The organism is Croceitalea sp. MTPC5 (genome assembly GCF_036985505.1).
Lineage (GTDB): Bacteria > Bacteroidota > Bacteroidia > Flavobacteriales > Flavobacteriaceae > Croceitalea.
Window position 1 is genome coordinate 213,324 of sequence record NZ_BTGQ01000004.1, and the last position, 17,765, is coordinate 231,088.

Annotated in this window: 20 protein-coding genes and 1 tRNA gene; 10 read left to right on the forward strand and 11 right to left on the reverse strand. The window is 38.5% G+C overall.

Going from position 1 to position 17,765, the window contains the following annotated elements:
• Positions 1-45 precede the first annotated feature (45 nt).
• Positions 46-1,674 carry a carboxypeptidase-like regulatory domain-containing protein gene (locus AACM45_RS13690; RefSeq protein ID WP_339143387.1) on the reverse strand — a complete coding sequence of 543 codons (1,629 nt, stop codon included), beginning with the start codon at positions 1,672-1,674 and terminating at the stop codon, positions 46-48.
• Positions 1,675-1,682: 8 nt separating this feature from the next.
• Positions 1,683-2,621 carry a calcium/sodium antiporter gene (locus tag AACM45_RS13695; protein ID WP_339143388.1) on the reverse strand — a complete coding sequence of 313 codons (939 nt, stop codon included), beginning with the start codon at positions 2,619-2,621 and terminating at the stop codon, positions 1,683-1,685.
• Between the two features lie 150 nt (positions 2,622-2,771).
• Between AACM45_RS13695 and AACM45_RS13700 the strand changes: the two genes are divergently transcribed.
• The 3 genes from AACM45_RS13700 (at position 2,772) to AACM45_RS13710 (ending at position 5,620) form a co-directional block, all read left to right on the forward strand.
• On the forward strand, positions 2,772-3,131 hold the full coding sequence (locus AACM45_RS13700) for a BlaI/MecI/CopY family transcriptional regulator (protein WP_339143389.1): 360 nt from the start codon (positions 2,772-2,774) through the stop codon (positions 3,129-3,131).
• Positions 3,131-4,876, forward strand: a complete 1,746-nt coding sequence (locus AACM45_RS13705) for a M56 family metallopeptidase (RefSeq protein ID WP_339143390.1) — start codon at positions 3,131-3,133, stop codon at positions 4,874-4,876. Before AACM45_RS13700 ends, AACM45_RS13705 begins: the two co-directional genes overlap by 1 nt.
• A 591-nt stretch (positions 4,877-5,467) precedes the next feature.
• On the forward strand, positions 5,468-5,620 hold the full coding sequence (locus AACM45_RS13710; RefSeq protein WP_339143391.1) for an SsrA-binding protein: 153 nt from the start codon (positions 5,468-5,470) through the stop codon (positions 5,618-5,620).
• Here AACM45_RS13710 and AACM45_RS13715 read toward each other — a convergent pair.
• The gene (locus tag AACM45_RS13715) at positions 5,617-6,129 is read right to left on the reverse strand and encodes an adenine phosphoribosyltransferase (RefSeq protein ID WP_339143393.1); all 513 of its coding nucleotides are present in this window, start codon (positions 6,127-6,129) and stop codon (positions 5,617-5,619) included. The two genes, AACM45_RS13710 and AACM45_RS13715, sit on opposite strands and share 4 nt — an antisense overlap.
• Before the next feature lie 347 nt (positions 6,130-6,476).
• Here AACM45_RS13715 and AACM45_RS13720 point away from each other — a divergent pair.
• A tRNA-Arg gene (locus tag AACM45_RS13720) sits at positions 6,477-6,550 on the forward strand.
• Here the strand turns inward: AACM45_RS13720 and AACM45_RS13725 are convergent.
• The 8 genes from AACM45_RS13725 to AACM45_RS13760 all read right to left on the reverse strand — a co-directional run bounded on the left by AACM45_RS13725 (position 6,516) and on the right by AACM45_RS13760 (position 11,599).
• Positions 6,516-8,120, reverse strand: a complete 1,605-nt coding sequence (locus tag AACM45_RS13725) for a recombinase family protein (protein ID WP_339143395.1) — start codon at positions 8,118-8,120, stop codon at positions 6,516-6,518. The genes AACM45_RS13720 and AACM45_RS13725 overlap by 35 nt on opposite strands.
• A 3-nt stretch (positions 8,121-8,123) precedes the next feature.
• Positions 8,124-8,963, reverse strand: coding sequence for a Fic family protein (locus AACM45_RS13730; RefSeq protein WP_318344153.1), 840 nt, complete (start codon positions 8,961-8,963; stop codon positions 8,124-8,126).
• A 3-nt stretch (positions 8,964-8,966) separates the two neighbouring features.
• The gene (locus tag AACM45_RS13735) at positions 8,967-9,104 is read right to left on the reverse strand and encodes a hypothetical protein (RefSeq protein WP_318344154.1); all 138 of its coding nucleotides are present in this window, start codon (positions 9,102-9,104) and stop codon (positions 8,967-8,969) included.
• Complete coding sequence (locus AACM45_RS13740; RefSeq protein WP_094997766.1) at positions 9,101-9,472, reverse strand: type II toxin-antitoxin system HicB family antitoxin; 372 nt, start codon at positions 9,470-9,472, stop codon at positions 9,101-9,103. The genes AACM45_RS13735 and AACM45_RS13740 overlap by 4 nt, the downstream gene beginning before the upstream one ends.
• A gap of 123 nt (positions 9,473-9,595) precedes the next feature.
• Positions 9,596-9,778 (reverse strand): hypothetical protein, encoded by a 183-nt coding sequence (locus AACM45_RS13745; protein ID WP_318344155.1) that lies wholly within the window; start codon positions 9,776-9,778, stop codon positions 9,596-9,598.
• Positions 9,779-9,913: 135 nt separating this feature from the next.
• Positions 9,914-10,204 (reverse strand): hypothetical protein, encoded by a 291-nt coding sequence (locus tag AACM45_RS13750; RefSeq protein WP_339143403.1) that lies wholly within the window; start codon positions 10,202-10,204, stop codon positions 9,914-9,916.
• An 8-nt stretch (positions 10,205-10,212) separates the two neighbouring features.
• Positions 10,213-11,262: a relaxase/mobilization nuclease domain-containing protein gene (locus tag AACM45_RS13755; protein WP_318344156.1), complete on the reverse strand. Its 1,050-nt coding sequence runs from the start codon at positions 11,260-11,262 to the stop codon at positions 10,213-10,215.
• Complete coding sequence (locus tag AACM45_RS13760) at positions 11,252-11,599, reverse strand: plasmid mobilization protein (protein ID WP_318344157.1); 348 nt, start codon at positions 11,597-11,599, stop codon at positions 11,252-11,254. Before AACM45_RS13760 ends, AACM45_RS13755 begins: the two co-directional genes overlap by 11 nt.
• A 377-nt stretch (positions 11,600-11,976) precedes the next feature.
• Here AACM45_RS13760 and AACM45_RS13765 point away from each other — a divergent pair, with 377 nt between their 5' ends.
• The 6 genes from AACM45_RS13765 to AACM45_RS13790 all read left to right on the forward strand — a co-directional run bounded on the left by AACM45_RS13765 (position 11,977) and on the right by AACM45_RS13790 (position 17,699).
• On the forward strand, positions 11,977-12,297 hold the full coding sequence (locus AACM45_RS13765; RefSeq protein ID WP_163636113.1) for a DUF6922 domain-containing protein: 321 nt from the start codon (positions 11,977-11,979) through the stop codon (positions 12,295-12,297).
• The gene (locus tag AACM45_RS13770) at positions 12,297-13,091 is read left to right on the forward strand and encodes a nucleotidyl transferase AbiEii/AbiGii toxin family protein (RefSeq protein ID WP_163636112.1); all 795 of its coding nucleotides are present in this window, start codon (positions 12,297-12,299) and stop codon (positions 13,089-13,091) included. The genes AACM45_RS13765 and AACM45_RS13770 overlap by 1 nt, the downstream gene beginning before the upstream one ends.
• Positions 13,092-14,028: 937 nt before the next feature.
• Complete coding sequence (locus AACM45_RS13775) at positions 14,029-14,619, forward strand: Crp/Fnr family transcriptional regulator (protein ID WP_163636110.1); 591 nt, start codon at positions 14,029-14,031, stop codon at positions 14,617-14,619.
• 77 nt (positions 14,620-14,696) lie between these two features.
• The gene (locus tag AACM45_RS13780; RefSeq protein ID WP_163636109.1) at positions 14,697-15,995 is read left to right on the forward strand and encodes a M20 metallopeptidase family protein; all 1,299 of its coding nucleotides are present in this window, start codon (positions 14,697-14,699) and stop codon (positions 15,993-15,995) included.
• Positions 15,996-16,132: 137 nt separating this feature from the next.
• On the forward strand, positions 16,133-16,624 hold the full coding sequence (locus tag AACM45_RS13785; RefSeq protein ID WP_163636108.1) for a hypothetical protein: 492 nt from the start codon (positions 16,133-16,135) through the stop codon (positions 16,622-16,624).
• Between the two features lie 94 nt (positions 16,625-16,718).
• Complete coding sequence (locus AACM45_RS13790) at positions 16,719-17,699, forward strand: hypothetical protein (protein WP_163636107.1); 981 nt, start codon at positions 16,719-16,721, stop codon at positions 17,697-17,699.
• Positions 17,700-17,765: the final 66 nt, after the last annotated feature.

Below are 17,765 nucleotides of genomic sequence, written 5' to 3' on the forward strand. Positions count from 1 at the left end.
AGTAAGATTATAAATAACTATCATATGGGGTAGAGTGAATACACCTTATTGGTTTTCTTTTGTCATATCTTTTAAGGGCGTATTCATCCAGAATCCTTCATCCATTTCAACTTTGATATTGGATTGTTCTTGTTGGCCCAATGAAACCGTTTTGTCTACATATGAAGTATTGGCAACTTCTTTGTTCCGTCCAGAAATTATCTTTTGGGTAAAGAATTCACGGAATTGATCAAGCAATTCTGACTTTCTTTCTGCCAATAGGTTGCCATCGGCATCCATCATTTTTTTCACAGCAATCGCCAATGTAGTCTTTTGCCTATCCTTTTCCTCAGAAATAAGAAGTCTAAGACGCTTGCGTTGAGGCTTACTTTTTTTCAGAAAGGATATCTCATAGGTATCACCAAGGTCTCCCACCCGTACCACTTTCTTTACCTTTAATCGGCTTCCTTGATAGTAGACCCTAAAATCCCTAGTCTTCAATTTTAACCAATTTACAGAAGGTCTGTTTAAAGTCAATATCATGTTTCTTGAATCTTTATCGATGATGACATCTTCAATAAAGAACTTTGGGGGGCGAACTAACTTGAATTGATTATGGAAAGAAATGTAGTTTAGGTACATATGGTCTTCATAATCTTGATATTCAACCAAAATCTCATAAAGTAAATCCATATCAGATTCACTATAGTTTGTAGAAGAAGCCTCTTCTAGGACTTGCCGATATACGGCATACTCCAATTTTCGAATCGCATAAGTATCAGTATCAATATAAATGTCACCTCGAACTTGAAAAGGGGTGTGGTTCTTTTTGAACTTAATTTTGTAAACTTTCTGATCGCCATAATTCGTAAGGAAATAGGTGACGAAATCATGTTCATTTATAAAGTCTTTGACAAAAGTGTTGATATAAGAATACGTGCGTTCATTATTATTTCTTATGGCATCATGATTGAACAAGAGGGTTAATTCGTTAGGAATTTTACGTTGTCTAAACACCGCATCTGGTATGTATTTGTCGTTAGATTGGTAATCATAGGGTTTGGCCGCAAAAGAATCCACCTCAAAATCTAAATTGGCCTCATAACCATAAAGACCGAACTGCAAACTTGTATGGTCTTTTACATTGAAACCCTTATCAATAACCTTGATCAGGCCTTCATTTAGATTCGTATACTCTTTATCCTTCGACTGATAATCCCTATAGTAGCCTACCAATTCAAATGGATCATTATCGTAATTATCGGGTATACGTTCAATAGCGTATTTTATGATTTGTTCCGCTGTCAGGCTTCCCTTTACTCCAGCCAAAGTTTTTCTCTTTTTGGCAGTCACCACCGTTTCCGTTAATTCAAAAACAGATGGTTTCATGAATATTTTGTTGATTGCACTTTTTCTCAATACACCAAAGTCAAGCTGTTTCGTTTCGTAGCCCATGCTGGATATCAATAAGGTATCCGCTTTATATTGAAAATCCAATGGTATTTTAAATCCCCCATCATTATTCGAAATGACCCCAAGGGCCTTATCTTTTAAACGAATTGTCGCAAAAACAACAGGTTCCCCTGTATTGGCATCAATCAATTTTCCGAAAAAGAAGTCATTATCTTGTCCAAAAAGTGTTAAACCAAACAAAAGGACCCCAACAACTAGAAAATTTCTTAAAACCCGTTTCATTTTGCTATCTAATTAACGGTAAGATAGATAAAAGTGCAATATATCGCAATCAGAACCAACCCATCTCGCCATCCCAAACGAAGCCCTTTCGGAATAAAGACCAAGGGCAGGATCAGAAAAGATATACCGAGCATCCAGAAAATATCATTGGTCAATAGCCCTTGATCGACTACGTTAATCGGGGTAATGATTGCAGTAATACCCAATACCGCAAGCAGGTTAAAGATATTGGAGCCGATAAGGTTGCCTAATGAAATGGCCTTCTCTTTTTTCAAAACGGCAATAATGGAGGCTGCCAATTCAGGAATGCTGGTGCCCACCGAAACTATGGTAATACCGATAATTCGGTCGCTAACGCCAAAAGAGGAAGCTAGCCCGACCGCGCCATTGATCAGTAATTCAGAGCCTCCCCAAAGTGCGGTACCCCCTAGCCCGAGAAAAAGTGCCGTCTTATAAAGCGGTAGTGGTTCATCATCATCTGGCAACTCGTCTACGACCGCAGTTTTTTGAAAACGTAATAGGTAAACCAAAAAGGCAAATAACAAAGAAACCATTATGATTCCCTCGTATTGTTGTAGGGTGCCGTCAAAATAAACAAACCCGACAAACAACAGTGAGGCAATCATCATAACGGGCCAGTCGGTTGTATAGAAGCTTTTACGCACATCCATACTGCCCATTAGAACGGTAATGGCAAGTACCAAACCTAGGTTTGCAATATTAGACCCTACCACATTACCCAATGCCAAATCGGGAAAACCATCGAGGGCGGCTTTTATACTCACGATAAGTTCAGGTGCTGAAGTCGCAAAAGAGACCACGGTCATACCAATGATGATCTTGGGTATTTCCAATTTTAAAGATAATGCCACCGCAGCCTTTAACAACCAGTTACCACCAACGATCAATAAAACCAATCCTACGATTATCAATATAAAATCTAGCATAGCTATTTTAAAAGCATAAAGATAAATGAAGATTTGTTCTAAAAGTGCTTTAGAAAATAAAAGAGAAAACTAAATAAATAGTTAAATAACTATAAAAATAGTTGTTTAACTAAAAATCCCGTATTATGTTTGAATCCAGAAAAAAGAAAAATGCAAAGACTTACCAATAAAGAAGAACAGGTCATGAAAATACTCTGGAAGCTTAAAAAAGCCTTCGTCAAAGAAGTACTGCATGAAATAGCGGGTGACAAACCGCATTACAACACACTTTCGACGATTGTGCGAAATTTAGAGGAAAAGGGTTATGTAGGCCATGAAGCCTTTGGTAATACCCATAGGTACTTCCCCATGGTGACCAAAGAGGCCTATCGCAAAACATTCATCAACAACACCATTGCAGATTACTATGATAATTCATACAAAAGCTTGGTTTCTTTTTTTGCCAAAGAGGAAAAAATTTCCATCGAAGAATTGAAAGAAATCATTGAACTCATTGAAAACAAAAAGTAATGGAAGTATTCTTAATTTATCTACTAAAGGCTTCAGGGGTCCTATTTCTTTTTGGATTGACCTATATTTTGTTTCTTAAACGGGAAACTTATTTTGTGAAAAATCGATGGTTTTTGTTGACAGGACTTATTGCCTCGATTCTACTTCCCCTTGTTACCATTAAAAGAGAAGTCACCATAGCGTTTGACACATTGAACGGTTTACAGGCAGGTGACGATTCCTTCAAGGTGATTACGACCAACGATTTGTTTTCCCTCTTAAACTGGAATAGCTTGTTACTATTTATATACACGCTTGGCGTTCTCTTTTTTCTGACCCGGTTGGTGCTGCAATTCAATGCCATACGAACCCGCATTAAAGGTGGGAAAATTTTGAAACGTGATGCTTTTATCCATGTTGAAACCGACAAAGAACTTTCACCCTTTTCGTTCTTTAATTATATTTTTTACCACCCCGGTCAATTCGGTAAAAATGAGCTCGAGGCGATTATTGCCCATGAAGAGGGTCATGCAAAACAATTACATTCCATCGATATTCTTTTTTTGGAACTCGTTTTGATATTTCAATGGTTCAATCCTTTTATCTGGGTCTATAAAAACCTTCTAAAGCAAAATCTTGAATATCTAGCCGATTCGGAGGCTTGTCAAAATACCCTATGTAAAAAGTCATATCAATATGTAATGCTCAAACAAGCGATTGGAACAGTCAAGCTTCCGATAGCAAATCCATTTTATAATTCATTAATCAAAAATCGAATAGTCATGTTAAACCAAAATCAGTCCCAAAAAATGAACACTTTAAAGTTATTGCTCATCATGCCATTGTTAACACTTTTCTTAATGGCTTTCAACACCACTAAAGTTTATACCTTTAAATCGAATAGTAGTATTGTTGTTAGTGAAGGTAAGTCCATAGAAATCTTAATTGGTAAGAACACCACTAATGAAGAGTTGGAAGAGATCAAGGCCGATTTGGCAAAAGACGATATCGATTTTTCATATACCGTTGTTCATAACGAGAATGATGAGATCACCGACATTAGCCTCAACGTTTCAGGTATAGGGGAAAATGGGGGTAAGTTCTCGAATTCCTTTAAATCATCCGATAATGACAGTGGTATTTCTCCCTTGGTGATTTTAATAGATCCTAAAAACAATTTAGTCTCTATAGGCGGTAAGGGTTCTGCGGGTTCGGGTGTCACAAAGATACATACAGCTCGCAAAAATGTTTGGATCAGCTCAGGGGATGACGATCATACTGAAGTCATAATCAAAAAGGAAGACGGGTCTAACAAATTCTATCTTAACGGTGTTGAAATCGACGAAGACGAAATACACGAGCATGATCTTGATATTCACTTTGATGAAGACCCAGACGAAGAAGGGGTACACGTAATCGTCAATAGTGATGGTGACAAAAAAAGGGTATTGCGAAAAAAAATAAAACTAAAAAATTCAAAAAGTGATAAAAAGGACGGTCATGTCTTCATAATGAAAGATTCAGACGACCATGAGGATATTGAAGTTATCGGTGAAGATGGAGGGTTTTTTTTCATTGATACCAATGGCAAAGAGAAACCCCTGTTCATAGTTGATGGAAAAGAGGCTTCTGAAAAACAAGTAAAAAAACTGTTACCAAAAGACGTTGAAACCGTAAATGTCTACAAAGGAAAAAAATCCATTGCCAAATACGGTAAAAAGGCAAAAAATGGGGTTGTGGAAATAACGACAAAAAATAAAAAGTAGGTTCGACCACATAGCATTTAGCAATCTTTAGCCGACCTGGATTTGGTCGGCTTTTTCATTTGCCCAAAAAAAATGAAACCCATGAAAATCCAACTTTCGGAAACGAAAAGGCCCTTGTTGGTCAAAAATTGATAAAAAATGACGCTATAGTTATTTCATTTTATAATATAAAATACATTTTTATATTTCAATATAAAACTTTAATTAAGCAAGTCACATCATTTTTAAATTTGAATTCATTTATTTACTTACAATTATGTATGCAATTGCATTAAATCGATGCTAGATATTTGGAAACATGATAGTTATCAACATATCTTCAAAAAATCAATTCATAAAACAACTATTAATAACCTAAAAAAATCAAAAATGATCGCACTAGTAAAGTTTATTGTAACCTTAGTATTAAGTCTTATAGCTATCGCGATTTAATCTTTTGTTATCACAATCAAAAAACAAAGAGGGCCTCATCAACCCTGAAATCAATCAAAAAGGGTCTCATCAACCCAATAGCAATCAAAAAACGAAATTGGAATAGAAGCTCGGCCCCGTGCCGAGCTTTTATTTTTGTATTTTGGTCAAAAACAATCGATGAGCCACGCGTTTTTTAAAGTACTTGCAAAATGCAACAAACTGCTACTTCCCTCTTATACTAAAAGACAATTGGACTTATCAAAGGCTACAAAATTTCAGTTGGCCATTGTAGGTTGGCGCTATTACGTAACTACAAAGGCACTGGGCTAATATCGTAACAAAGAATGTACTTCGTGGCCCTTCAATTTTTCCTTTCCATTTAAAAAACCAAGTTCAATCAAAAAATTGCATTGTACGATCTCGCCTCCCAACGCCTCCACCAACGTACAAACGGCAGCTGCTGTTCCGCCTGTAGCCAGCACATCGTCATGAATTAAGACCTTATCCCCTTTTTGGATACTATCCTTATGTATTTCCAGGGTATCGGTACCGTACTCTAAATCATATGTTTGTGAAATTTTATCAGCTGGGAGTTTCCCTACCTTGCGAACGGGGATAAACCCAGCTTCCAATTCAACCGCCAAGACCGGCCCAAAGAAGAACCCACGACTTTCCATACCCACCACCTTATCCACTTTTTGTCCATCGACCATATGAAGCAACGCTTTGGCGGCCGCTTTAAAGGCGGTTTTATCTTTTAAAAGTGGGGTAATATCCTTAAAACCGACACCAGCAGTCGGAAAATTGGCAATATCCCTGACATAGTTATTAAAATCCATAGCTATAGATTGCACTTAAGTTTGTGGTTAAATGTAAAAAGAAATATATTTGCAACCCTTTAAACGGAAAATAAAGGGCTTTGTGGCGCTCCAGAAGTACTGGGACAATAGCGCATCTGATTACGGCTCAGAAGGTTGCAGGTTTCCTCGAAGTTTCGGGGCTGCCGAGGACAAAAAATAAAACGCCCTGGAATGCGTATAAATTCCAAATAGGCCTCGTGGCGCTCCCGAAGTATCGGGAGAATAGCGCATCTGATTACGGCTCAGAAGGTTGCAGGTTTCCCCGAAGTTTCGTGGCTGCCGAGGACAAAAACAAAACGCTCTGGAATGCGTGAAAATTCCAAATAGGCCTCGTGGCGCAACTGAATAGCGCATCTGATTACGGCTCAGAAGGTTGCAGGTTTGAATCCTGCCGAGGTCACTAAAGGGGATTTTCTGCAAATCGAGTGGAAAGTCCCCTTTTCTATTTCCTTACAATTATCTGAAAACGAGGAGATTGCACCAAAAATTTCATTGACTCGAAAAGTTTGAACTAGCTTGTTTTTGAAGTCATACCTAATCCCGTCAGGGAACACCATATATTGTACGGCTCTTTTAGTTTCCAAATCGCCTAACTCCCACAATTTAGGCAGGTTACAGGCATAGTTAAGTGCCATCTTTACCGACTTTTTGAGGTTTGAACTATTGATTCCCCCATTTTCCAGTTTTACCTCCAGTTCCCTTTGTTTGGCTTTTAGTTCCGGCATAAAAAGGTCGTACTGCGACTTCGTAATCTCGTTCAGTACAACGAACCTTCTTTCCAATGTATCAATCCTTTCTTCGAGCTGGCCGAGTTCTTTGGTCAATCTCTTTTGGTCGTCAACTGCCTCTTGGTTCTTATCGATCAGGGTGTCGTGAATTATCTCGGTCAAGGGTTCGATATACTTTCTATCGGCTATTGTAAACCTCCCTAACACATTTAAAAATTCGTCATGAAGCTTTTTGGCACTTCTGTTTTCCTTACTGCCCTTACGCCTGTTCTTGTAATAGTAAAGGCCCTTTTTCTTTACGATGAATCCCGTATAAGGCGTTCCACAAACCGAGGATCTGACGAACTTTTTCAATGGCAGGTTTTCATCATCGAACGAATATTTCTTCGGTGAATCCCCTGCGTGAAGCAAATCATGGATTTTAAGAAATACTTTCTTTGGTATTAAAGCTTCATGTTTTCCCGGAATTACCTCTCCCGGAATCAGACTATTGACAATAAGCCCACAATAGAAAGGGTTTCTAAAAAGGTCCGTCAGCTTTTTTGCTTTAATGCTCAGGCCCTTTTCTTCCAAGCGTTTTGCAATCTCGACATGGGACATATTTGCGTTCGCCTTCCATAAAAAAGCGTGCTTAAGCAATCTTCCTTGTTCAGAAATTACAAAATTCGGAATCTTCCCTTTTCCAGGATTGGTGTTGGTGTAACCAAAGGGATAAGCTCCCGTCCAGTATCCCTTTCGTAACTTTTCCTGCATGCCCGTAATGGATTTGTCCCTGCGGATTTGGTTGTCGAAGTGGGAAAACATGTGGAAAAGATTTTCCTGGAACGTACCTGCGCTTGTTGTAACATCGATTTCCTGGGTGGCCGAAACGACCGCTATTCCCTGTTTCTTTAGTTGCCCACTGATATATGCACCGTTCGCGCCAGTTCTTGAAAACCTATCGTAGGAATAGACAATGATATAACCGATGTTCTTTCGTCGCTTGACATAGCTTAGCATCTTTTGGAATTCCCTACGTTCGTCGCTCTTTGCCGATTCATAGGTTCCCCCGAAATATTCGATTACCTCGAGCTTTTTTCTGATGGCATACTCTTGGCAATACTTAAGCTGGGTGGTCAGACTGGCATTGTTGTCGAACTGTTCCTTACTGGAAACACGGGTATAGATAACGGCCGTATCACTTTTGCCGATAATCCTTCCTTTTTCCTTTTTCGCGAATTGTTCGAACACCTCTAAGTTCATATGCTATCTTTTTGGTCCTGTAAAACCCTTTTTTCTTTTATTCCCGTCCTCAAAACCCAAGTTGAAATTCTTCGAAAGGTTTTTTTTTTGACCAATTTCCTTTTGCATTCTCTTGATCGATGTATCATAGAAAAAGTTGACTATCGCCAACATATTGTTGTGCTTCTCGGAAGCTTTGAGTGCATCGATATATTCCTGCCTATCCTCCTTTAAAATAATGATATGTGGATGTTTGAACTTCTCCAGAATAAAATTGGACAGCAACCGGCCTAACCTTCCGTTACCATCCGGAAAGGGATGGCTGTAAATGAACATCTTGTGGAATATGGCACTCAACTCCAAAGGGTGCGTTTTTTTGTTTTTGATGGCATCGTCGAAACTGGCCAGAAGCCTTGGCATGTTCGCTATGGCCTTTTTGGTGTCACGGAATACCGTATCACCGGCCGCCATTTGGGTCTTGGCATATTCCCCGGGTTTGTGGCCTTTATAGGGCAATGTATTTTTGGTCAATATTTTATGTACCGTTCTTACGAAGGATTCGTTGAAATCGGAACCCTTGTTTTTCAGGATATAATCGTAGGCATTGAAATGGTCCATTATTTCGAACGCTTCCAGTAAGGTCTTGTTGACAAGATTAACGGCATACCCCTTTTCCTTAAGCTCCCTCGTGTCGTCCACGCTGAAGCTATTGCCCTCTATACCACAACTGTGGGCGGAGAACAGGATTTCATTGTATCTCCTGAAATCATCGGCATCAAAGGCCGATACGATCAATTTATCGTATTTCTCCTTTAGGGAATCGTATTTTTTTCTGGTTGCGACGAACGGATCCTTTCCTCCCATGGGCTATTTGAATTTTGAATCGATTTCTATTTTCTTTTGGGCCTGTCTTTCGGCTTTCCAGAACACTCTTTTTCGAAATGGCCTCAAATGTTTGGCCCGTTCCCCACTTGCGGTCAACATTCTTTTGGTTCCCCTTCTCATTGTTCGACCTTATTTTGGTTCAGGACCTTGTCCTCGTTCTTTACCAGATAATCAAAGGCCTTGTTGACCAGTTCGTTCAGTTTCATTTTTTTCCTTTCGGCCATTATCGAAAGCTCCCTGTGGATTTCACTGGATGTACGGATATTGAACCCTCCCCTATAAAACCTGTTCGGTTCTTTACCAAGCTCCTTGCAGGTTTCAAGATAATGGTCGACGGACCCTTCAAAAGCCTCCTTCAGCTCTTTGACCGAAGTACCCTCATAGCTGACCAAGTCGTTTATTCCGATAACTTTTCCGTGTAGCAGCCCGTCCCGAGAACTATACTCCACAGAACCGAAATACCCTTCATGTTCCAAATTATCCGCCATTGCTTCTATTTTCCTAATCCGCTTTATTCCCTATTGTTTAGTTCGTTCACGAACATGATCCTAAATCCACCCTCTATCAAAGATACTAAAATGCAACTATTATTTAGTTGCTGTTTTTTAAATTTAATCTTCGTCTTTACTTACCTTTTGGACATGGTCACAGACTATGTTGGCAAGTGCTAGAAGTTGTTCTACGATTCGCTCCGCATCTTCTTCCGAGTAATCCTCAAAACCTTCATAAGTTTTCAGCCATACGCTGTTGAATTTTTTGTTTTTCTGCTTTGGCTCAAGTATTGAGTTTGACATCTTTCCTGAAAATCGGCAGCTCCTTTGTCGTGAAGGTCGTTACCGTATTTGTAAAAGCAGGCTTTAATTTACCTTTTTTAACTTATTAAATCCATTATGGAATGGTTATTTTATCCCCTAATTATAAGTAGTTGGTTAACAACTTTTAGATTTGACGGGAGGGATGACTTTTTTCCTGTAAATTCTGTTTACACAGACGATCTTACCATTACTTTGCTTGATTTCCAGATTTTGAAAATCATGTTGTTTCAACATATCGATAATACGCTCTCCTGTATGCAGTCGCTCCAAACCCTCGATTGTATCGACCTCCCCATTTTTGATTATCAACTTAATGGATAGGAACCTTTTGTTCCGTATCATCTCCAACACCTGAATTTCAGATGGAGTTAATTCCGAAGATCGTAACTTATTGTTCTCTTTCATAATATCTTCTATAGGTTCAGTCCTTTCTTTTTCTTCTTTCTTTTGCGCTTTTTCTTAATACCGTCATCCATAAGTTCAAGTTTAAACGGATTCCATTCCGTTTCATCTACCAGAGGTTGGACTACTCCATCTCCTTCAATTTTTCCCAGATGACCTTTTGATTGCCCAGAAGAATCTTGAGTGCCTTGCGCAGTTCTATTATTTCTTTGTTCATGCCTGATTGTCGTTCCATTGTTTCCTTCGCCAGTAAGATGAGTTCCTCGTTCTTTTTCATTAGCCGATAGTATAACCGAACGGTCTCTTGTTTGCTCATAAGCGATATGTTTTACGATGCTGTTCCATGAAAATTTTTTACCGAGCGTACTGCCTTTATATACAACTCCTTGGTATTTGAAAGATATGCCCGAAACTCTTCCCGTGGTTTTGCTCACGTTAAATCTTGGCGATATATTTTGTTTTTGTAGTAATGTGATGAATTGCGCTGTATCCGCTGCCCTTGAAACTACTGAACCGATTTTGTCCTGAAGAACAAGTTTTATCGGTACATTACCAGTTCTTAGGGTCTTCTCTATTTCTTTTTGGGTAAGTGATTTTTGGGTATTTGTGTTACCTACTATTTGGGTCAGTCCGTATTTCTTTTCCAGATCATCGAGTATTTTACGGTTTCTTCTTTTAATATTACTGTCACTTGTTAATCTCCCCGAATACCTTACCCGATTGGCTATGATATGGATATGCTCATGTTCCGTATCGGTATGACGGTACATGATAAATTGATTGTTGTCAAAACCCATCTTCATCAAATAATCACACCCTACCGATACGAACGTTTTATCATCCAAATAATCCGAGTGCGGCAGGTTCAGGGAGACATGAAGTACCGCTTTCCCGAGGTTTGGGCGTAGCTCCCTTATCAAATTGAATTCCTGCGTCATTTCAACGGAAGTGGAATGTTCGATATTGGAATCGATGACATACCCGACCCCTTCACGTACTTTTTTTTCATTGTAGGCCAGTACTCCATAAAAATCCTTTCCTATCACTATCTTACCTATCATTTTTCTTGATATTTGATTTAAGGTATTGCAATAGTGTTTTTACTTCTTCCAATTGCCTATGAATACTGAACGGGTCGCGAATGCCCGAGTTCACGACCTTGGCGATTTGGTTCAGATTGTTTCCCACTCGACTAAGTTCAACGAAAAGTTTCCGGTCCGATGGACTTACCTTTTTCTTTGGTAGCGACTTTTTCGTAATCCTTCTTCGGATAAATTCCGCAATGGATAACCCGATAGTTTCCGCATTATTGGAAACTTTGGAATAATCATCAACGGTCATTCTTACATTGACCTGTATTGTCTTTCGTGCCGTAAATTCTTTTTTCGGTCTTCCCATTTCAATGGATTTAGCTTGTATTTCAGATAATCTGCAAACGAAGTGCGTAGGGTTTTTGTTAGCAAAAACACAACTTGCTTCGTGACCTCCGATCAACTATATGGCAAACCTATAATCTATGGATTGTTTGCAGGGGTTTTGCCGTACATGGACTTTTGTACGGCAAATCGTTGAAGGGTCTTTTCAGAAGAGAAATAAAAAAATGTACTGAACTTGAACCAAGGATTTCCATGGAAAGAGGGAAACCGGTCAATACGTTCCTTTGGACGGAATTTTCCATATTAGATCAATGGTCCGATTTTCGTCCCAAGTCATATTGAACACGGGGCCATGGGCCGGACACCGGGATATTTCGTATATTTGATATAGAAAGAGCCATGAAAAAGTCGCACAACATAGCACCGTCCAAAGGAAAGAACCTAAAGGGTTACTTTCCCGGACCTGTATTTTGGGATGTCGACCCCAGCGTGCTTGATGTGGAAAAGGACAAGATCTTTATCATCGAAAGGGTACTGTCCCGCAATATGGGGGACCCACAATATTTTGAGCTTCTCGAAAGACTGTATCCGATAAGTGACATTGTCCGGTGCGCGAAAAGGAGCGAACAGATTCGGGGGAACAGCAGTATCAGGGCCGTGGCCGAACGTTATGGCATCAGACCGGACCATATGAAGAACTACAATCCTTCCTTTGGATAATGGCCGTCGACCAAGCCGTTTCGGACGAGCTGAAAAGCGTCATCGTCCAATTGATGCAAGCAGATTATTTAAGGGACTTTAACCTTGGAGGTGGCACCAACCTCGCTATCCGGCACAATCATAGGGTCTCCACGGACATCGACCTCTTTTCCCAAGGTGTGGTCGGGGTCGAAAGATTGAGGGCAATAAGTGCCTATTTCAGATCGACCTTCAAAGACGGGCTTTTAGGCCTCTTGGAGGAAAACTTCGGGGACAATCAAATGGCCTTTCTCAGGGTGAACGTACAAAGGAACGGGGTCCCGATCAAAATAGACATCATCCAAAATATTCCATTGCTCCATCCCATAGAAACATTTGACAACATTAGATTGATCAATGAACTCGACATCGGGGCATTGAAATTGGTGTCGGCCGTAAATCGCGGGACCCAAAAGGATTTTGGGGACCTTTTGTTGCTCTGTGGACTGTATTCCCTTGAAAGACTGCATACCGAGCTTATGAAAAGGGAAAGTATGTTCATCGGTAAAGAGTTTGGCACCATCTTCAACGTTGAGGGACTTCCCAGCGGTTTGGCCGGTGACCTGTCCGCCCTGGGCAATTTCAACAGGGCAACGGACCGAAAAAGTGAAAGCAACCGTCTTATCTTAACGGAAAATTCCATTATCCCGGGTTCTTGGCCCGAACTTGGCCTAAGATGGGCAGGGATCGTCGAGGCATATGCAAAGTCGAAAGGCTTGCGTTTTACTCCTCCTTCCAGAAAAAGGAGGTGGAAAAACAAAGGGATCGGTCTTTAAAAAATCCATCTTATAGTTGACAGTTCCCATTTTTGAAAGTTTACGCCGATACGTTTTTCCTTGATCTATTCTAACCTTTGTAGGAATGAAAAGTGGAAAGGGAGAAAAAAACAAAAGGAGTATGGCATCCAGGTAAGGGAACGTGAAAATCAACATTGCTCAATATACCCCTTCGTACCATTACATTAATTAAGTGCTCATCAGATTTGTTCAAATATTAAAACAACTCTTCATTCGTATAATTATATAATTGTACACATGTACAATTGTATATACATACAATTGCATATTTAATCATTTGTATGGATAAATGAGTTTGGAGATTATTCGAAAGGCTTCTTAAGATGTGCCCGGCATGATCAAAATATCATTTAAGGAAAAGACGGGCTTAGCAGGTATTCATTCATTGCCCATCTCGAACCAATGGGATTGTCTGTATCCTGAAGGGAAAAAGTATCTTTGGAAATCCCCTCTTTTCCCCCTTTCCACAAAAAGCACCCGTAAGGGTGCCGATCCCATGACAAAATCAATGGAACGATTCATATCCATTACATCGAAAAATAGGAACAAAACTTCAATGATATCTTTATCTTAAATGGCAAGTAGATACTCCAAGACCATGGAAGCCATACTGAACGATAAATTACGGAAATTGGTGTAGCCAATTAAAAAAAGACAAGTACAAAAATTGAGAACATCAGGAACAGTTTGTCTTTTCTCTTATACAGAGCGATATATTATATTTGTTTGCTTATATATTAAGTGTAATTCTTTAAATTACATTAATCGAACGTATTAATTGTAAATTGTATGGAAGTATCTTGTGTGTTACTCTTGAGTATATAATTGTCTTAAATAATTAAATTATAAATACGCTACGGACTGAACGTAACTTTGTTCAGCCATACATTGGTAATAAGCTAAAGAAACATCCCGAATGGAGCAAGAGTTTAAGGTTTATATCAAATCTTACCTAGAACAATTTCCTGATTTGAGCTCGGAGGAACTAACTTTCATTTCCTCATATCTTATTATAGAAAAGTATGGCAAAAAAGAATTTTTATTTAAAAGCGGGGAGGTTCAAAAGGAAGTGGGATTTGTTTGCAAGGGACTTTTGAGAAGATACTACGTCAATGAAAAAGGAAACAAAATAACAACGGGTTTTATAATTGAAAATAACTATGCCACAGATTATCCCGCATTCATAAGGCAAAAACCATCAAAGTATTTTATCGAATGTCTTGAGCCATCGGTAATCATAAAATTGCCATATGATAAAATTCAAGAAGGGTACGGTAAATTTAAAACAAGTGAAAGGTATGGTAGGTTGATAGCCGAATATGTTTTGACCGTGCAAACCGACAGGGTAGAAAGTCTTTTGTTTGAGACAGCTGAAGAGCGTTACTTGAATTTTATAGACCGAAACCCAGACCTTGTAAACAGAATTAGTTTAACGCATTTAGCAACGTACTTGGGTATAGAACGGCAATCATTGAGCAGAATACGGAGTAAGATCGCCAAAAAATGATTTTGTCACAAATGTGTCAGGTAGAAAAGCCGATGATGTTTCATTTTTGCAATAGTTAGTTCCATAATATTGTAAAAATGACTTCAAATAATAAAATAACCAAAACAGCCTTAATTACTCAATTCCTCTTTTTTGGACTTGTTTCCAGTGGCCAAAATACAACTGTTGAACCATCCACACATTTGAAAGTCCAAGAGCGAACCGACAAAATTTTCGATAGCTTTGTAAAAATTCGCAGGGACTTTCATACCAATCCCGAAGTGTCAGGGCAAGAGAAAAGAACTTCCAAAAAGATTGCTGAATACCTTTTATCCTTGGGCCTTGAAGTTAAAACTGGAATAGGTGGTCATGGAGTCCTTGGAATCTTAAAAACTGGTAAGAAAGGAAAGCATATTGCTTGGAGAGCAGATATTGATGCCCTTGCTTCCGACCATCCCGATGTTGTCGATTTTTCATCAAAAATTAAAGGTGTAAGACATATTTGTGGACACGATGTACATACAACTATTGCACTTGGGATAGCTAATGTTTTAACAAGTTTAAAAGAAAGCCTTACAGGAACTATTTACTTCATCTTTCAACCATCAGAAGAAAATTTGGCGGGGGCAAAAGCCATGCTTGATCATGGCCTGCTCAATAGTATAGACCCAGAAGAAATTTATGCATTACACATTGCACCTATGTCTGAGGGGATTGTTACTACCAAAGCAAGAAACCCTTATGCAGACTATAAGGGAATTCAAATTACCTTAAAAAACACAAAGGAGAAAACGGCTCTTATTCAGTTTACGAAAGAGCTTTTTTTACATCTTCAAAATGTTTCACCTGAAAGTGAATTCTGGGACAATAAAAATCTATTGGACCCCAATATAGGATTGGGAAATCCAAATACCATATTTAAGGATTATATTACCGTTGATTCAAATATTGCTGTTAAAGAAAGTGATAAGAAGATTACAATTAGGGCCTATCTAAGTGCTGAAAAGGAAACTCAATTAGACTTTCTTTTAAGTCAAATAAAAAAGAAATTTAAAGGATCGGACTATTCAGATCAATTTTTAAATAGTTCATTTTATTATGAGACAGCGCTAGTGCTTAATGATGAACGATTAACTTCATTGACCATACCTACAATAAGTAAGATTTACGGAAATGAACACGTTCTCCCCCTTTATGGAGCTATACCTGACGGACGTGGGGATGATTTTGCACTGTTTCAACGTGAAATTCCGGGAGTCTATTTTTTATTGGGTGCATCAAATTTTGAAAAAGGAATAGTTTCCATGCCTCATTCACCAAATTTTGCTGTTGATGAAAGTTGTATAAAAACGGGAATCAACTACTTTACATCAATGATAATAGAGAGACTTAAGTAATAAGGTCGGTTGCCTACTTGTTATAACCGAAAATAATAAAACCAAGATTAAATTGATTGATTACATTCCTTTTTTTGGTGTATATAGATGTATTTTATACCCATATAATCAAGTTAGCAACAATAAATAAACACAATATGAAACATTTTCTTTGCACAATAATTTTCTTGACCGCTTCAATTAGTTCCATAGCTCAAGAAAAAACTGATGTTACCGTTAAATCCATTAACGGAATTATCGATGAACTACTTGATCAAATAACCATCGAAAAGGGCGAGAAAATGGATACTATAGCAATTAGGAACTTATTTCATCCATCGGCCATATTTACAGTTGCTGATGTTACAAATGCTGAAACCGTATCACTTAATGATTTCCTCATCCTCTTGAAAGATCCTTACTATGAACAAGGATATCTTGAAAAAGAAATTCATAAAGTTGTTGATCAATACAATGGAATTGCCCAAGTATTCCAGACTTTTTATGGCAAGGACTCTGAGGGAGCTGAAGAAAAAGGAATAAACAGCTATCAATTAACATATTATGGCGATCGATGGTGGATAGTCAGTCTCTTATGGACCATAGAATCCAAAAGTGCCGGAATACCTGTAAAATATGGTGGGGAATAAGTGAAGAAGTTGCTGAGTTAACCACTAAACCACGCAACACCCATAGCCGAAACCGTTGACAACCATTTAACCAAAAAATACAATCTCCTGTTTGATGAAAAAATTTTCCCTAACCCTTGTTCTAATAGGCCATTTTTTAGTTTCCACTAAGAGTAATGCCCAAGAAAACTACATGAACTACCATTCGAAAGTAATTGAATGTGAAGAGCTAATTGTTGAAGGAAAATACACTTCTGCAATTAATAAATTTGATTCTCTTTTCAATCAATTTAATTTCTTATTTCTAAGAGATATCAAAGTTGCTACTGAACTCAGCGCATATGATAACGATTATAAATCAGGGTTGAATTTTGTAAGGCTGGGAATCAAGGCTGGTTGGTCATTGGAAAGCATCAACAAGAATAAAAATTTGCAATCTTTAAGGGAACAACCGGAATGGGCTAAACTTATGTCAGCATATGATTCCCTTCACAAAACCTACCTATCCAAAATAAACTTTCAGGTAAAAGAACAAGTCCATGAAATGTTCAAAAAAGACCAGAAAAAAGCATTTGGGGCATTACTTAGAATTGGACAAAAGGCCAAAAGGAGGTATTCTCAAAAAAAGTTTGCTCCTCATAGCGAACAACAACTTGAGAAACTGGAGCAAATTTTAAATGAGTACGGTTATCCAGGTGAACGACTTATTGGGAATAACCTATGGGGCTCGGTGATTTTAAGTCATCACAATTCAATATCAGTGAAATACAACTCGAAAGACACAATATATGCTCAATTAAAACCAAAATTATTGAATGCATTGAAGCAAGGTGAAATATCCCCATATGAATTAGCTCAAATAGAAGACTGGAGAATTGCTGGTTTACATGATCATGAGTTGACATCCTATGGATTTCTTGGGGCCATTCCAGACGATACAGTTCTTGAAACTGTAAATAAAAATAGAGCCAATATTGGATTAAGAAGCATTGACCTTAGGAATGAATTGATAGATGTTGAAAATGAAACAGGAATGGACCTACATCTACCCAAAGGATGGCGGAATGGGAAAATAACGGTTGCCAACAGGCCCTAAAATGAATTCATGAACTAGGCTATTTGATTATGATAAGTGTAAATCTTTAACTAAAAATGGACCGGA

Coding starts and splice junctions, on each gene's coding strand:
- AACM45_RS13780 (WP_163636109.1), top strand. CDS start 14,697: ATGACTTCAAATAATAAAATAACCAAAACAGCCTTAATTACTCAATTC.
- AACM45_RS13705 (WP_339143390.1), top strand. CDS start 3,131: ATGGAAGTATTCTTAATTTATCTACTAAAGGCTTCAGGGGTCCTATTT.
- AACM45_RS13715 (WP_339143393.1), bottom strand. CDS start 6,129: ATGGATTTTAATAACTATGTCAGGGATATTGCCAATTTTCCGACTGCT.
- AACM45_RS13695 (WP_339143388.1), bottom strand. CDS start 2,621: ATGCTAGATTTTATATTGATAATCGTAGGATTGGTTTTATTGATCGTT.
- AACM45_RS13735 (WP_318344154.1), bottom strand. CDS start 9,104: ATGAGAAGGGGAACCAAAAGAATGTTGACCGCAAGTGGGGAACGGGCC.
- AACM45_RS13765 (WP_163636113.1), top strand. CDS start 11,977: ATGAAAAAGTCGCACAACATAGCACCGTCCAAAGGAAAGAACCTAAAG.
- AACM45_RS13755 (WP_318344156.1), bottom strand. CDS start 11,262: ATGATAGGTAAGATAGTGATAGGAAAGGATTTTTATGGAGTACTGGCC.
- AACM45_RS13740 (WP_094997766.1), bottom strand. CDS start 9,472: ATGGCGGATAATTTGGAACATGAAGGGTATTTCGGTTCTGTGGAGTAT.
- AACM45_RS13710 (WP_339143391.1), top strand. CDS start 5,468: ATGAGCCACGCGTTTTTTAAAGTACTTGCAAAATGCAACAAACTGCTA.
- AACM45_RS13750 (WP_339143403.1), bottom strand. CDS start 10,204: ATGAAAGAGAACAATAAGTTACGATCTTCGGAATTAACTCCATCTGAA.
- AACM45_RS13730 (WP_318344153.1), bottom strand. CDS start 8,963: ATGGGAGGAAAGGATCCGTTCGTCGCAACCAGAAAAAAATACGATTCC.
- AACM45_RS13725 (WP_339143395.1), bottom strand. CDS start 8,120: ATGAACTTAGAGGTGTTCGAACAATTCGCGAAAAAGGAAAAAGGAAGG.
- AACM45_RS13770 (WP_163636112.1), top strand. CDS start 12,297: ATGGCCGTCGACCAAGCCGTTTCGGACGAGCTGAAAAGCGTCATCGTC.
- AACM45_RS13745 (WP_318344155.1), bottom strand. CDS start 9,778: ATGTCAAACTCAATACTTGAGCCAAAGCAGAAAAACAAAAAATTCAAC.
- AACM45_RS13760 (WP_318344157.1), bottom strand. CDS start 11,599: ATGGGAAGACCGAAAAAAGAATTTACGGCACGAAAGACAATACAGGTC.
- AACM45_RS13700 (WP_339143389.1), top strand. CDS start 2,772: ATGCAAAGACTTACCAATAAAGAAGAACAGGTCATGAAAATACTCTGG.
- AACM45_RS13690 (WP_339143387.1), bottom strand. CDS start 1,674: ATGAAACGGGTTTTAAGAAATTTTCTAGTTGTTGGGGTCCTTTTGTTT.
- AACM45_RS13775 (WP_163636110.1), top strand. CDS start 14,029: ATGGAGCAAGAGTTTAAGGTTTATATCAAATCTTACCTAGAACAATTT.
- AACM45_RS13785 (WP_163636108.1), top strand. CDS start 16,133: ATGAAACATTTTCTTTGCACAATAATTTTCTTGACCGCTTCAATTAGT.
- AACM45_RS13790 (WP_163636107.1), top strand. CDS start 16,719: ATGAAAAAATTTTCCCTAACCCTTGTTCTAATAGGCCATTTTTTAGTT.